General features: G+C 71.8%; 13 protein-coding genes. 10 read left to right on the forward strand and 3 right to left on the reverse strand.

The genetic code is table 11. From position 1 onward, the window contains the following. Nucleotides 1–489: 489 nt before the first annotated feature. From ACZ5VD_RS35210 to ACZ5VD_RS35250, 9 genes are all read left to right on the forward strand, one after another. Nucleotides 490–1,017, forward strand: a complete 528-nt coding sequence (locus ACZ5VD_RS35210; RefSeq protein WP_468555038.1) for a hypothetical protein — start codon at nucleotides 490–492, stop codon at nucleotides 1,015–1,017. 404 nt (nucleotides 1,018–1,421) lie between these two features. Continuing rightward, nucleotides 1,422–3,548, forward strand: coding sequence for a hypothetical protein (locus ACZ5VD_RS35215; protein WP_468555037.1), 2,127 nt, complete (start codon nucleotides 1,422–1,424; stop codon nucleotides 3,546–3,548). Between the two features lie 152 nt (nucleotides 3,549–3,700). Continuing rightward, complete coding sequence (gene pelF / locus ACZ5VD_RS35220; RefSeq protein WP_468555036.1) at nucleotides 3,701–5,215, forward strand: GT4 family glycosyltransferase PelF; 1,515 nt, start codon at nucleotides 3,701–3,703, stop codon at nucleotides 5,213–5,215. Then, the gene (locus ACZ5VD_RS35225) at nucleotides 5,212–6,648 is read left to right on the forward strand and encodes a hypothetical protein (RefSeq protein ID WP_468684602.1); all 1,437 of its coding nucleotides are present in this window, start codon (nucleotides 5,212–5,214) and stop codon (nucleotides 6,646–6,648) included. The genes pelF and ACZ5VD_RS35225 overlap by 4 nt, the downstream gene beginning before the upstream one ends. Nucleotides 6,649–6,701: 53 nt before the next feature. Continuing rightward, nucleotides 6,702–7,703, forward strand: coding sequence for a GDP-mannose 4,6-dehydratase (locus tag ACZ5VD_RS35230; protein ID WP_468555034.1), 1,002 nt, complete (start codon nucleotides 6,702–6,704; stop codon nucleotides 7,701–7,703). Between the two features lie 43 nt (nucleotides 7,704–7,746). Next, a complete protein-coding gene (locus ACZ5VD_RS35235; RefSeq protein WP_468555033.1) occupies nucleotides 7,747–8,460 on the forward strand; it encodes a nucleotidyltransferase family protein in 714 nt (237 codons plus the stop codon). Between the two features lie 7 nt (nucleotides 8,461–8,467). Next, a complete protein-coding gene (locus ACZ5VD_RS35240) occupies nucleotides 8,468–9,370 on the forward strand; it encodes an NAD-dependent epimerase/dehydratase family protein (protein ID WP_468555032.1) in 903 nt (300 codons plus the stop codon). Beyond that, complete coding sequence (locus tag ACZ5VD_RS35245; RefSeq protein ID WP_468555031.1) at nucleotides 9,367–10,029, forward strand: spherulation-specific family 4 protein; 663 nt, start codon at nucleotides 9,367–9,369, stop codon at nucleotides 10,027–10,029. The genes ACZ5VD_RS35240 and ACZ5VD_RS35245 overlap by 4 nt, the downstream gene beginning before the upstream one ends. Beyond that, the gene (locus ACZ5VD_RS35250) at nucleotides 10,026–10,964 is read left to right on the forward strand and encodes an endo alpha-1,4 polygalactosaminidase (protein ID WP_468555030.1); all 939 of its coding nucleotides are present in this window, start codon (nucleotides 10,026–10,028) and stop codon (nucleotides 10,962–10,964) included. The genes ACZ5VD_RS35245 and ACZ5VD_RS35250 overlap by 4 nt, the downstream gene beginning before the upstream one ends. Nucleotides 10,965–11,015: 51 nt before the next feature. On the opposite strand, the gene ACZ5VD_RS35255 is transcribed toward ACZ5VD_RS35250, so the two are convergent. The 3 genes from ACZ5VD_RS35255 to ACZ5VD_RS35265 all read right to left on the reverse strand — a co-directional run bounded on the left by ACZ5VD_RS35255 (nucleotide 11,016) and on the right by ACZ5VD_RS35265 (nucleotide 12,706). Further along, nucleotides 11,016–11,390, reverse strand: a complete 375-nt coding sequence (locus ACZ5VD_RS35255) for a roadblock/LC7 domain-containing protein (RefSeq protein ID WP_468555029.1) — start codon at nucleotides 11,388–11,390, stop codon at nucleotides 11,016–11,018. 120 nt (nucleotides 11,391–11,510) lie between these two features. After that, on the reverse strand, nucleotides 11,511–12,359 hold the full coding sequence (locus ACZ5VD_RS35260) for a hypothetical protein (RefSeq protein WP_468555028.1): 849 nt from the start codon (nucleotides 12,357–12,359) through the stop codon (nucleotides 11,511–11,513). Then, complete coding sequence (locus ACZ5VD_RS35265; RefSeq protein ID WP_468555027.1) at nucleotides 12,356–12,706, reverse strand: hypothetical protein; 351 nt, start codon at nucleotides 12,704–12,706, stop codon at nucleotides 12,356–12,358. Before ACZ5VD_RS35265 ends, ACZ5VD_RS35260 begins: the two co-directional genes overlap by 4 nt. 165 nt (nucleotides 12,707–12,871) lie before the next feature. On the opposite strand from ACZ5VD_RS35265, the gene ACZ5VD_RS35270 reads away from it, so the two are divergent. Beyond that, on the forward strand, nucleotides 12,872–13,237 hold the full coding sequence (locus ACZ5VD_RS35270; protein WP_468555026.1) for a hypothetical protein: 366 nt from the start codon (nucleotides 12,872–12,874) through the stop codon (nucleotides 13,235–13,237). The last annotated feature ends 121 nt before the right edge of the window (nucleotides 13,238–13,358 follow it).

Below are 13,358 nucleotides of genomic sequence, written 5' to 3' on the forward strand. Positions count from 1 at the left end.
CGATAACGCGGTCGGTCTCTCCGAACTCGTTCCGGACTGACGCACAGTCCCCCCATCCCCACAGCAGGAAAATCCTCAGAGCGAGGATCCGGACCGACGGCGGATCGCCGCCGGGCAGGGCCATGCAACCGGCGATACGCCCACTCATCAATGGGGCCGGGGTTTCCACAGGTCACTTCCGGCCCCGAGGAAACCCGGGCCGGAAAGCGGCGGATGGCCGAGATTTCCCGGGACACCGACCGGCCTCGAAAGGGCCCCCTGGATCCGATACGAGCCAATGTCATCCTTCGGCACCGAGCGACCGACCGGTGTCACCGTCCCGCGCCACCGTCCCGCCGCACCCCGGCCACGTGCGCGGATGCGAGACGCTCGACGCCTCCACGCGGACTCCACGTGGTCTTCACGTCGTGAACGCTTTTGGCCGTGTGGGCGGAGCGGGCCGTCCGCGGGGCAGACGTTGCGCTCGCCCGGTGCCTAGCCTCCCAGGCCATGCGATCACCACTGATGAGACGTCTCGGCCTCGGTGCCGTCCTCGCCCTCGTCCTGGCCGTGTTCGGTCTGGCCCCCAGCGCGAGCGCGGCCGACCCGGCGCCGGCCGAGCTGACGTTCGCCACTGACAGCGCCACCACCACGCCCGGCGGCACCGTGAACCTGTCGATGACGATCACCAACAACAAGACCTACGACATCTGGTTCGTCTACCAGACGATCGAACCGACCTGGCTGACCACCCAGCGCCCCGACCTCAAGTACGGCTTCTCCGGCTGCAGCCTGGCCACGGCCGCCGGCCCCACTCCCTGCTCCGGGACCGGGCCCGCCAACCTCGGTACCAACTACGGCGCCACCATCCCGCCCGGTCAGAGCCGCACGGTCACGCTGACGCTCGCCGTCGCCGCCGACTCCGGCTGCAACGGCAACATCGGCTTCTACTCGTACTTCTACGCCGAGTTCAGCGACACCACGAACGTCAGCGGTGGCCCGGTCTACACGCCCGAGACGCGGGTGCTCTGCGCCTGAGGCCCGACGGAGCGTGTCGGCGGTGATGCCGTTGACCTGAATCGATCTGTGATCAGGCACCTTCGGTGGTATGGACCACTGACGCTCCGGCCGGCGGACCCCGTGGGTCCGCCGGTGTGCCGTACAGGGCCCGGACCAGCGGGCCGGGCCCTGTCGACCGGGGGATCAGACTGTCCCGCAGGTGGGGAAAACGCTCAATTCGGGCCCGGAAATGTCAGTTGGACACCTGCACTTTTCCGTCAGGTTTCGCAACATGACCACGAAAGCTACACACAGGCACCACTATGTGACACGAACAGATGCGTTGGCGACTGGCTTCTGAGGGGGATGTCGGCGTCGCGCAAGGGGGTGGGTCCGCTCTGCGGAGCCGTGCTCGCCCCTGCCCGGGGAGGGGACTTCACCGCATGAAGCGGACCATACGCACCACCGTGCTCACGGTGGGCGCGCTCATAGCCGCGCTGGGCCTGCCGGCAGGCGCGGCCCACGCCGACACCACACCCAGAATCGACCTACGGGTGCTGGTGGTGAGCGACGGCGGCCCGTCGACCGACGCGATCGCCGCCGAACTGGCCGCGGCCGGCACGCCGTACACCGAGATCGACCTCACGGAGTCCGGCCGGCCCGTCATCGACGCCGGCTTCCTCGCCGACACCGTCGAGGGACGGCCACGAGCCAGGTTCCAGGCCGTGGTGCTGCCCAACGACAACCCGTTCCCGGCCGGCTCCACCGAGATGACGGCTCTGGCGGCCTACGAGCAGACGTACGACGTTCCGCAGGTCGACGCCTACACCTACGCACGTCCCGAAGCCGGTCTGCAGTACCCGATCTACGGCGGCTACTCCGGCAGCCTCGACGGCGCCCAGGCCGAGGTGACCGCCGCCGGCACGTCCGGCCCCTTCGGCTACCTCGACGGGGCGGTGCCCTTCGAGGACAACGACCCCTCCGTGGGCGAAAGTTACGCCTACCTCTCGAAGCCCGTGACCGGCGCCGACTTCACTCCCTACGTCGAGGCGGCGATCCCCGGGCAGTCCACGCGGGGCTCGCTGGTGGGCGAGTACCGGCACGACGGCCGGCGCGAACTCGTCGTCACCTTCGTGTACAACCAGTACCAGCAGCAGTTCCGGCTGCTGGCCCGGGGCATCGTCGAGTGGATGACCGGCGGAGTGCACCTGGGGGCCTCCCGCAACTACTTCGCCGTGCACGTGGACGACGTGTTCGCCGCCGACGACCGCTGGAACAGCGACCTCAACTGCACGCCCGGCGACGTCGACTGCACGGACCCGAACGCGACACCCGACCCGATCCGGATGACGGCCGCCGACGTCGGCCACGCCACCGCCTGGCAGGACGAGAAGAACTTCACCTTCGACTTCGCCTACAACGCCGCCGGCACCGTCGACCAGCGCCAGGACAACAACGGCGTCGACGCACTCGCCGACCGGCTGATCGCGGACCGGAACGAGTTCCGCTGGATCAACCACACCTACTCGCACCCCTTCCTCGGCTGCGTCCAGGACACCGGCGTGGTGCCCTGGAAGTGCGCGACCAACGCCGACGGCAGCACCCGGTGGGTCAGCCGCAACGACATCTCGGACGAGATCGCCGCCAACCGGGCCTGGGGCCAGACCGCCGGACTCCCGCTGCAGAACGGTGAGTTGGTCACCGGCGAGCACTCCGGCATGAAGGTGCTGCCGCAGCAGCCCGAGGACAACCCCAACCTGGCGCTCGCCCTCGACGACAACGACATCGCCTGGCTCGGCTCCGACAACTCCCGCGAGCCCGGCCAGCGTCAGGTCGGCCCGGCCACCACCGTGCCCCGCTACCCGATGAACGTCTTCTACAACGCGGGCCGCGCCGCCGAGCAGGTCGACGAGTACAACTGGATCTACACCGGCCGGGCCCAGGGCGGCAGCGGCATCTGCGAGGACAACCCCGCCACCAGCACCTGTCTCGCCGCGCCGCTGGACACCACCACCGGCTACGCCGACCACATCGTGCCGCTGGAGACCCGGATCGCGCTCGGGCACGTCCTGTCCAACGACCCCAAGCCGCACTTCATCCACCAGTCGAACCTGGCCGAGGACCGCATCGCCTACCCGGTGCTCGACGGCGTCCTCGACGGCTATCAGGCGCTGTTCGCCGAGAACACCCCCGTGGTGAACCTGCGGATGCAGGACATCGGCGCCGAACTGCAGCGCAGAGCGGACTGGCAGAGCGCCCTCCAGGCCGGTCAGGTCACCGCCTACCGCGTCGGCGACACGGTGAGCGTCGAGGCGCCGGACGGGCTGGCGGTCACCGCGACCCTGCCCACCGGCACCACGCTGGCCGGCACCGCGTTCGGTGAGGCGTACGCGGGCGCGGTCTCCGGCTGGACCCCGTCGGCGGGCACCCCGCTCACCCTCACGCTCCCCGCGTCCGCCGCGGCACCGGCCCTCGCCGAAGCCGAGCCCGCCCCGGCCACCGATCCCGCGCCGGACACCCGTGTCCCCGCGGGCGTGACCGAGCAGGTCCCCTACACCGCGGAGAACTGAACCGCGCACCGCGAGGGACGCGACAGGACCCGACCCCAGGACCGGCCCAGCACGGTCCCGGGACGCCCGAAGGACCGAACCGCGGTCCCGGCCGCCCACCCGGCGGCCGGGACCGGCTCGACCACCCCACACCTCGGCCGTGGAGCACATCGATGCCCGTTTCCCACGGCGCGCGACGCACCGGAGCAACGCGCGTCACCCTGCTCACCGAAGGCACCTACCCGCACAGTCACGGCGGCGTCAGTGTCTGGTGCGACCAACTCGTCCAGGGCATGCCCGACGTCGACTTCGACGTCGTCGCCGTCACCGGGACCGGGCGCGAGCCCGTCGTCTGGGAGCTGCCCGCGCACGTCTCCGGCGTGCTGTCCGTCCCGATGTGGGGCGCCCCGCCGGAGGGCCGCGTGCCCCGTGGCCGGGCCCGCCGCCAACTCACCGACGTCTACGAGCAGTTCCTCACCGCCCTGCTCGATCCGCGCGCCGAGGACGGGTTCGCGCCCGCTCTCTACGCGATGGCGCGGGCCGCCGCGGATGGCACCCTGAGCCCCTTCCTGCGCACGGACCGGGCGATCACCGTCCTGACCGCGCTGTGGAACCGGCCCGGCCTCGCCGTGCGCGAGGCCCGGCCGACCCTGCACGACGCGCTCACCGCCACCGCCCTGCTGGAACACGCCCTGCGCCCCCTGGCCACACCGCCGCCCGAGAGCGGGGTCGCCCACGCCGTCAGCGGCGGCGTCGCCGCGCTGCCGGGCCTCGCCGCCCTCGAACGCCACGGTGTCCCGCTGCTGTTGACCGAGCACGGCGTCTACCTGCGCGAGCGCTACCTCGGCTACCGCACCGCGCCCTACCGCTGGCCGGTGAAGGCCGTCGTCCTCGGCTTCTTCCGGCTGCTCGCTCAGGAGACCTACCGACGGGCCGCCCTGATCACCCCGGGCAACCGCTACAACCGGCTGTGGGAGGAAGAGGGCGGCGCCGACCCGGAGTCGATCCGTACCGTCTACAACGGCGTCGACCCGGCCGCCTTCCCGGCGGCCGGACCCGAACCGGACGCGCTCACCCTCAGCTGGGCGGGCCGCGTGGACCCCATCAAGGACCTGGAGACCCTGATCCGGGCCTTCGCCCTGGTCCGCGCCCAACGCCCGCACACCCGGCTGCGGTTGTTCGGCGGGACACCCCGGGGCGGCGAGGCATACCGGGAGCGCTGCGAGGCCCTGGCCGCCGAACTCGGCCACGCGGACGCCGTCACCTTCGAGGGACGCGTCGACGACATCAAGGACGCCTACGCGGCCGGCAACGTCGTCATGCTCTCCAGCATCAGCGAGGGCTTCCCGTTCACCCTCATCGAGGCCATGTCGTGCGGACGGGCCACCGTCTCCACCGACGTGGGCGGCGTACGGGAGGCCGTCGGCGACACCGGACTCGTGGTCCCGCCCCGTGATCCGGCGGCGATGGCCGCGGCGGCGCTGGAGTTGCTGGGCGATCCCGGGCGGCGCCGCGCCATGGGCGAGGCGGCCCGGCTGCGGGTGATCGAACAGTTCACCCTGCGGCAGACCATCGACACGTTCCGCGCCATCTATCTGGAACTGCCGACCCGTGCCAGGGACCTGGCGGACCTGTCCAGCCTGGCGGAGACAACCGCCCCCGCCGTCACCGGGAGCCTCGCCCTATGAGCGGCCCGATATCACTCGAACCCGGCGGCACCGAACAGGACACGCTCGCCATCCGGCTGGCCGAACCCCGGCCCCGGCCCCGGCGTCGCCGTCGTCCCAGCTGGGCCCTCGACGACACCCCGGACGAGGCCACCCTCACCATCCGGCTGCCCCGGCACGGCCCCGACGAGGAAGCGGTCAGCGAACTCGCCGCCGAACTCGCCGACCGCGTCGGCCCCGCCGTCCACCCCTACGAAGTGGCCGCCCTGCTGGAGGCGGAGGGACTCTCCGCCTCCCTGATCAAGGAACGGTACGGCCACCCGAACCTGTTCTCCCTCGCCGCCGCCCTCTACGAACGAGTGCCGCGGACCTTCCCCGAACCCCGGCGCGCGGCCGACCCCTGGCGCCCGGACACCCTGCGCTGCCTGCTGCGGGGCGTGCTGTTCGCGCTGCCGGGGCTCGCCTACCTGCTCACCGCACCGCTGTGGAACGCCGGCGGGCACGCCCCCGCCCTGATCGTGGCGGGCCTCGTCTCCTGGGCGTGGGGACAGGCGCTCGGCCACCGCGCCCACCTGCGGCTGGCGACCGGACGGCGCGAGGCGGGCCGCACCCTCCTGGCCGGGGCCCCGACGGGGGCGGTGGTGGCCACCGCGATCGCCGCCCTGCCCGCCGACGGCGGTCCCGTGACCCTGGTGGCCGCCGCCCAGTCGGCATACCTGGCGGCGGCGGGCGTCCTGCTGGTGCTGGCCCGCGAACGCCTGCTGCTGGCCGCCCTCAGCCCGCTGGTCGCGGGCGCGGCCGTCCTCCCGTGGTGGGAGCCGGGACCGGTGCTCCGGGCCGGGCTGCCGCTCCTCGCCCTGCTCGCCACGCTCGCCGTCACCGGCCGCGTCCTGTGGACCACCCTCGCCGTCCCGCCCGCCGACGGTGCCACCCGGCCACGCCTGCTGTGGTCCCTGCCGTACGGGCTGTTCGGGCTGGCCGCGGGGGTGCTGGTGCTCCTGGAAGGGCGGGAGGAGCCGTACGCGGTGATCGTGCTGACGGTGAGCATGGGGCCGGCCGAGTGGCTGCTGTACCGCTACCGCGGACTGTCGGTCGCCGCCCTGCGCGCCACCGCCACCCCCGCCGCGTTCCTGCTGCGCTCGGCCGGCATCCTCGGCCTCTGCCTGCTCGTCTACCTCCTGCCATTGCTGCCCGCGGCCTGGCTCACCGGCGCCGAACCATCCGCCCTGCTGCTCCTCGCCGCGGCCCTGTGGACCGCCCTGCTGCTCCAGGCGTTCGGAGCGGCCTGGCCGTCCGCCGCGATCTGTCTCACGGCCGCGGGCGCCGCCGGCGCGGTCACGGTGTTCCGCCTTCCCCCGGGCGCCCTCGCCCTGCCGCTGTGCTGCGGCGCGGCCGTGCTGGCCCTGACGGCGTGCGCGCTGTGGCTGCTCGGACGACCCGCCCCGCACGCCTGACGTACCTCAGTAGCGCGCCCCCTCCTGCCCGACCGACAGAAAGGACACCGCAGTTGACCTCCGCACCGCTCGCCGCCGTCACCGGAGCCGAGGGCTTCATCGGCTCACATCTCACCGAGGCCCTGGTCGCCTCCGGACACCGGGTCAGGGCCATGGCCCAGTACAACTCCTTCTCCTCCTACGGCTGGCTGGAGACCCTGCACCCCGACGTCCTGGACCAGGTGGAGATCGTCCTCGGCGACGTCCGTGACCCCGGCTCGGTCCGCGGCCTGCTCGAAGGCGCCGACACCGCCTACCACCTGGCCGCCCTGATCGCGATCCCGTACTCCTACCAGGCTCCGCACAGCTATGTGGACACCAACGTCACCGGCACCCTCAACGTGCTGGAGGCGGTCCGCGCGTTGGGCACGCCCCGTCTGGTGCACACCTCCACCAGCGAGACGTACGGCACCGCGCAGACCGTCCCGATCACCGAGGACCACCCGATCAACACCCAGTCGCCGTACGCCGCCTCGAAGGCGGGCGGGGACCGGCTGGCCGACAGCTACCACGCGAGTTTCGACACCCCGGTGGTGACGCTGCGGCCGTTCAACACCTTCGGGCCGCGTCAGTCGATGCGCGCGGTGATCCCCACCGTCATCGGCCAGGTCGCGGCCGGGGAGCGCACCATCACCCTCGGGGACCTGCGCCCCACCCGGGACTTCACCTTCGTCAAGGACACCGCGCAGGCGTTCCTCACGGTGGGCACCGCGCCGGCCGAACAGGTCGTGGGCCGCACCTTCAACGCCGGTACCGGAGGCGAGATCTCGGTCGGCGACCTGGTCGCGCTGATCGGCAAGGTCATGGACACCGCACTCGACGTACGCGAGGACGAGGCCCGGATCCGGCCCGCGAACTCCGAGGTGATGCGGCTGGTCGCGGACGCGAGCCGGCTCGCCGCCGCCACCGGCTGGCAGCCCGCCCACTCCCTGGAGGAGGGCCTCGCCCACACCGTGGAGTTCTTCCGCGAACCGGCCAACCTGGCCCGCTACAAGACCGGCATCTACAACATCTGACCCGTCCGGCACGTCTGCGCACGTTCACGAAGGAGGAGCCCCCATGCACGCAGTGATCCTGGCCGGAGGCAAAGGCGTCCGGCTACGGCCGTACACCACCGCGCTGCCCAAGCCGCTCGTCCCCATCGGTGACCAGCACGCGATCCTGGAGATCGTGCTGCGGCAGCTCTCCGGCGCCGGCTTCACCAGCTGCACCATCGCGATCGGCCACCTCGGCGAGATCATCCGCGCCTATGTCGGCGACGGCTCCCAGTGGGGCCTGGCCGTCGACTACGCCACCGAGGAGAGCCCGCTGGGCACCATGGGCCCGGTGCTCAACCTGCGCCACCAACTGCCTGAGACGTTCCTGGTGATGAACGGAGACGTGCTCACCGACCTCGACTACGCCGACGTCCTGCACCGGCACCGCGCCTCCGGCGCCCCGCTGACCATCGCCACCTACGCCCGCAAGGTGCACATCGACTTCGGGGTGCTGACCACCGACGGCGGCAAGGTCGTCGCGTTCACCGAGAAGCCGAGCATGGACTACCGCGTCTCCATGGGCGTCTACGGTCTGTCCCGCTCGACACTGGAGGGCTACACACCCGGACTGCCGCTGGGCTTCGACGAGTTGGTCCTCGACCTGCTGAACTCCGGGAACCAGCCGCACGCCTACGACTTCGACGGATACTGGCTGGACATCGGCCGCCCGGACGACTACGACCGGGCCAACGCCGAGTTCACCACCCGCAAGTCGCTTCTGCTCAAGGGAGCCTGAGCACGTCATGCGCATTCTCGTCCTGGGCTTCACCGGCTATCTGGGCAGCCACGTCGTCGAGCGGCTGCGTGCCCTGCCGGGCGCGCGGGTGCTCGGCGGCGGCCGCTCGGCCGTCGCGGACCACGGCATCAACCTCGCCTCCGTCCGTCCGGAGCAGCTGGCGAAGACCCTCGCGTCGGCCGCGCCCGACACAGTGATCAACTGTGCGGGTGCGACCGGCGGCGACGCCGTCACCCTGGCCGAGGTCAACGCCCGCGGCCCGGCGGTGCTGTGCGCGGCGCTGCGCGAGGCGGTCCCAACGGCCCGCCTGGTGCACCTGGGCTCGGCCGCCGAGTACGGCCCCGGCACCCCGCACACCGCGGTGCCGGAACAGGCGGCCACCAGCCCGGTCGGCCCCTACGGCGCGACCAAACTCGCCGGCACGGTCGCGGTGACCGCCTCCGGCCTGGACGCGGTGGTGCTGAGGGTCGGCAATCCGGTGGGGCCCGGGGCACCCTCGACCGGCCTGCCCGGCCGGATCGCCACGCTGCTGCGCGAGGCCGGCCCGGACCCGGAGGCGGTACTGCGGCTCGGCGACCTCTCCGCGTACCGCGACTTCGTCGACGTACGCGATGTGGCCCGCGCCGCGGTGCTCGCGGCCACGGCCGCCGGACCGCTGCCGCCCGTCCTCAACATCGGCGGAGGCGGGGCCGTCCCGGTCCGCGAGCTGGTGCGGGGCCTGGCCGAGCGGGCCGGCTTCCGGGGTCGCATCGAGGAGAACACGGCGAGCACGGCCGGCTCGGCCCGCTCGGCGCAGGTGTCATGGCAGTGTTCCGACATCACCGCCGCCGAGGAGGCGCTGGGCTGGCGCCCGGCCCACACCCTCGACGAGGCGCTGGCCGCCCTGTGGGAAGGCGGCGGTACGCCGTGAGCCTGCTGATCCCGCTGTACGTCCATCCGGCCGAGGATCCGGGGGCCTGGCACCGCCTGATCACCGGCGCGACCCGCACCTACGGCGTCGTCCTCAACCCCGCCAACGGTCCGGGCGAGGCACCCGACCCGGCGTTCACCGCGGCGGCCGAGGCACTGCGGGCGGCGGGGGCACTGCTGTTGGGCTATGTCGACACCGACTACGGGGTGCGCGACCTGGGGGAGGTCGCCGAGGATCTGCGTCGGCACCGGGAGTGGTACGCGGCGGACGGCTGCTTCCTCGACCGGGTGACGGCGACACCGGAAGGCCTTCCGGCCTGCCGACGGCTGGTGCGGACCGTGCGCCGGCTGGGCGCCGGGACGGTCGTCCTCAACCACGGCGTGCATCCGGCACCGGGGTACGCCCGCCTCGCCGATCTGACCGTCACCTTCGAGGGCCACTGGTCGACGTACGTCTCCGCGTTCAGCCGACCCACGTGGACCTCCCGGCATCCACCCGAGCGACTGTGCCACCTCGTCTACGGCGTGCCCGAGGCGCTGGTCCCGCTGGCCGTGCGCACCGCACACCAGCGCGGCGCGGCGGTCTGCGGACCGGTGACGGGCGAACCGCCCAACCCCTGGGCCGAGTTGACCCCCGCGCTCACGGGAGCGGAGCGATGAACCGCACGGCACGGACGCCGCCGGCGCTCATCGCCGCTCTGGCGGCCATGGTCCTGACGGGCTGCTCCGGGCACACCGGACAGCCCGACGGGGCGCGCGGCACGACACCCGCCGCGCCGCGCACGACGGCTTCCGGCCTTCCGGCGCCGGACCCGGCGAAACCCGCCTCTCCGGGCAACACCCCGTCTCGCCCTCCGTCTTCGCGCTCGGCCACCCCTTCGGCGGGCCCCGCCGGGGCCCGGTGGAAACCCCGCCCCGGTCTGGCCTGGCAGTGGCAACTGGACGGACGGGTCGAGCCGTCGGCGGACGTGCCCGTCTACGACATCGACGGCTTCGAGAACTCCGCGGCGGACGTGGCCCGGCTGCACCGCGCCGGCCGGAAGGTCATCTGCTACGTCAACGTGGGCGCGTGGGAGGACTTCCGGCCGGACCAGAAGGCCTTTCCCCGCTCGCTGCTCGGCGAGCCCAACGGCTGGGCGGGCGAACGCTGGTTGGACATCCGCCGCCTCTCCGACCTGCGGCCGATCATGGAACGCCGCTTCGACATGTGCCGGGACAAGGGCTTCGACGCGGTGGAACCCGACCTGGTGGAGGGCTACGGCAACGACACCGGCTTCCCGCTCACCGCGGCCCACCAACTCCGCTACAACCGCATGATCGCGGACATCGCCCACGAGCGAGGACTCTCCGTCGGCCTGAAGAACGACCTCCCCCAGATCCCCGAACTGCTGGCCCACTTCGACTTCGCGGTCAACGAGGAGTGCGCCCAGTACGACGAGTGCGCGGACCTCAGTCCGTTCATCGAGGCCGGCAAGGCGGTGTTCCACGTGGAGTACACCGAACCGCGCGGCGAGTTCTGCGCCGAGTCCCGCCGGCTGAAGCTGTCGTCGATGCTGAAGGAGCCGGAACTCGGCGTCTGGCGCAAGCCCTGCTGAACCCCGCCCTCGGGCACCTGGGAGGGGACCAGCCGGCCCGCACGGATCCGGTCAGGACGAGGCGTCCTTGTCGAGGTGGTGGCGGAGTTCCGTCACCACGGCGGGGATCTCCCGCCGGAACGCCGCCTGGTCCAGCCCGTCGTCGGTGACGACGGCCAGCAGGGCCCGGTCCCCGACGGCCGTCACGATCACGTGCCCCGTGCTGCACTGCGCGCTGATCTCACGGAGTGTGCCGGTGGACCCCTGATCGGCGAGCCGGTGGCCGAGGGAGAGGGTGGCGGCGGCCACCGCGGCCATGGATTCGGGGTGCGTCTTGCTGACGTCACTGGTGACGACCAGGCCGTCGACGGTGGCCAGAAGGCTTTCGGTCACACCCATGACCTTGTCCCGCAGGGAGACGAGGAGGTCGTTCACGGGGTCGCTCATGACGTCTTCTTTCTGTTGCGCGCTGGCGGTGGGCGGCGAGAAGGGGCGGTACGTCACCGGTTGCGGCGTGGGAACGTCCGCGTCGAGCCACGTAGTCAGGCGGTGGGTGCGGTGTTCACGTCAGGGCGTTTCACGGGCAGGGCGCGTTCCTCCGAGGGTGTTGCGGCCCGGCAGGCGGCGGGGGAGCGGGGACGTGGTGTTCATCGGGGCCGTGGGAGGGGACACCGAGGCACGTTGGGCTGTGCTCGGTCGCTGCTGTGCCGAGGGTGTGAGGGGTTGTACGAGTCCGAGCCCGAGCAGCTGCCGTAGGTCGACCAGAACGGCGAAGAGGCCGCGCCCGAGGGCGAACGCGAGGTCCCTCGGGGTTCTGCGGCCGTCCGTGCCGGCCAGGACGTCCTGGTGCCGGGCCGACAGGGTGGCGGCGGCCCCGGGCAGCCGGGCGGCGGCCGTCGACTCCAGGCGGGTGCGGGTGAGTTCGGCGGCCGACCCGGGTTCCCCGGCCAGCAGTGCGAAGCGCCGGGAGGTCTCCCCGACCAGTCGCTCGGGTGTGACGCCACCGTTGTGGTGGAGGACCGGCACGGGATCGGTCAGTTCCCAGCCTTCCGGCCTGGCGAGGGAGAGCGCGAACGCGGCGTCGAACAGTGCGCCCAGACTGATGACCTCCAACTCCCCACCGCCGACGAGCCCGCGGGCGACCAGTTCCGCCGCGATGCGCTCGTGGGTGGTGTCGGCGGCGCAGACGGAGGTCCACGCCTCCTCGGTGAGCCGACCGGAACCGAGCAGCAGGGCTTCGGTGTTCGGCGCGCCGGGAGTCTCCATGGCGACGACGAGTCCGTCCCGCACATGGATGACGCCACCCGGCGTTCCGGACACCAGTACCGTGCAGGATCGCTTCTCGGACCGCAGGCCGGACAGCAGCGAGGGGATGTTGCGGGAGCCGGCTCTCGCCTCGGGGCTCTCGCCGGTCATCGCAGCAACTCGCCCGCGTGCCGGGTCAGATCGTGCAGTGCCCAGGAGATGTTGGTCCGGTCGCGTTCCACGGTCGCGTACAGCAGCAGGGGGTCGCCCGGCCGGTCCACTTGCAGCGTCACGAGGTGTCTGGTGGAGGTCGTGACGATGACGCTCTCCAACTCGCCCTCGCAACCTGCCTGGTTGAGCCGGGTGCGGGCGATGTCGGCTACTGCGCAGGAGTCCTGACCGGCACTCACATCGCCCACCTCGGCGTAGGAGAGGCCCGTGACCGCGTCCAGCAGAGAGACTCCGCTGATGCCGGGTGTCGTGAGGGCCTCACCGAGTGCGGCGTCGAGCGAGAACAACTTTTCCCCCTCCAGTCGCTCTGCTGGTCACAGTACTTTATTTGCCAACTATCGCAACACTGACCAAAGATGGCGTTGCTTGAACTCGCGCGGTTCGCATTGAGACCGTTTTTCACGGCGCGATCATCCATCTTGGTGGGTCGGCAAGGAAACGAGGACACCAGCGTGAATATTGAGACAGCGCTCAAGGAAGCGATGACGATCGACGGGGCTGTCGGGGTCGTCCTGGTCGACTACGAGAGCGGCATGTCGCTGGGCATGCTGGGCGGCGGCGCCCATCTGGACCTGGAAGTCGCGGCGGCGGGCAACACCGAGGTCGTGCGCGCCAAGCAGCGGACGCTGAAGTCCATCAACGTGGACGACGAGATCGAGGACATCCTGATCACGCTCGGCAAGCAGTACCACCTGATCAGGCCCCTGGCCAGCTCGCGCGGCTCGCTCTTCCTCTACCTCGCGCTGGACCGGGAGCGCGCCAACCTCGCCCTGGCGCGGCACAACCTCCGGCGTATCGAGGCCGCCCTGGACGTGTGAGGCACGGGCCCGCCCCGGGCCGGCGGCCGTGACCGTCGGCCCGGGGTCGGCCCCCCTGCCCTCGGTCGGCCCATCGACCTGCCCGCCTCTAGTGTGAATGCGCTTTCATCTACGCGCATGG

Source organism: Streptomyces sp. NPDC032822, from assembly GCF_055578825.1.

Bases quoted from the DNA above. Each gene is read 5' to 3' on its own strand.
- ACZ5VD_RS35210 (WP_468555038.1), top strand. From the start codon at position 490: ATGCGATCACCACTGATGAGACGTCTCGGCCTCGGTGCCGTCCTCGCC.
- ACZ5VD_RS35215 (WP_468555037.1), top strand. From the start codon at position 1,422: ATGAAGCGGACCATACGCACCACCGTGCTCACGGTGGGCGCGCTCATA.
- pelF (WP_468555036.1), top strand. From the start codon at position 3,701: ATGCCCGTTTCCCACGGCGCGCGACGCACCGGAGCAACGCGCGTCACC.
- ACZ5VD_RS35225 (WP_468684602.1), top strand. From the start codon at position 5,212: ATGAGCGGCCCGATATCACTCGAACCCGGCGGCACCGAACAGGACACG.
- ACZ5VD_RS35235 (WP_468555033.1), top strand. From the start codon at position 7,747: ATGCACGCAGTGATCCTGGCCGGAGGCAAAGGCGTCCGGCTACGGCCG.
- ACZ5VD_RS35240 (WP_468555032.1), top strand. From the start codon at position 8,468: ATGCGCATTCTCGTCCTGGGCTTCACCGGCTATCTGGGCAGCCACGTC.
- ACZ5VD_RS35250 (WP_468555030.1), top strand. From the start codon at position 10,026: ATGAACCGCACGGCACGGACGCCGCCGGCGCTCATCGCCGCTCTGGCG.
- ACZ5VD_RS35255 (WP_468555029.1), bottom strand. From the start codon at position 11,390: ATGAGCGACCCCGTGAACGACCTCCTCGTCTCCCTGCGGGACAAGGTC.
- ACZ5VD_RS35260 (WP_468555028.1), bottom strand. From the start codon at position 12,359: ATGACCGGCGAGAGCCCCGAGGCGAGAGCCGGCTCCCGCAACATCCCC.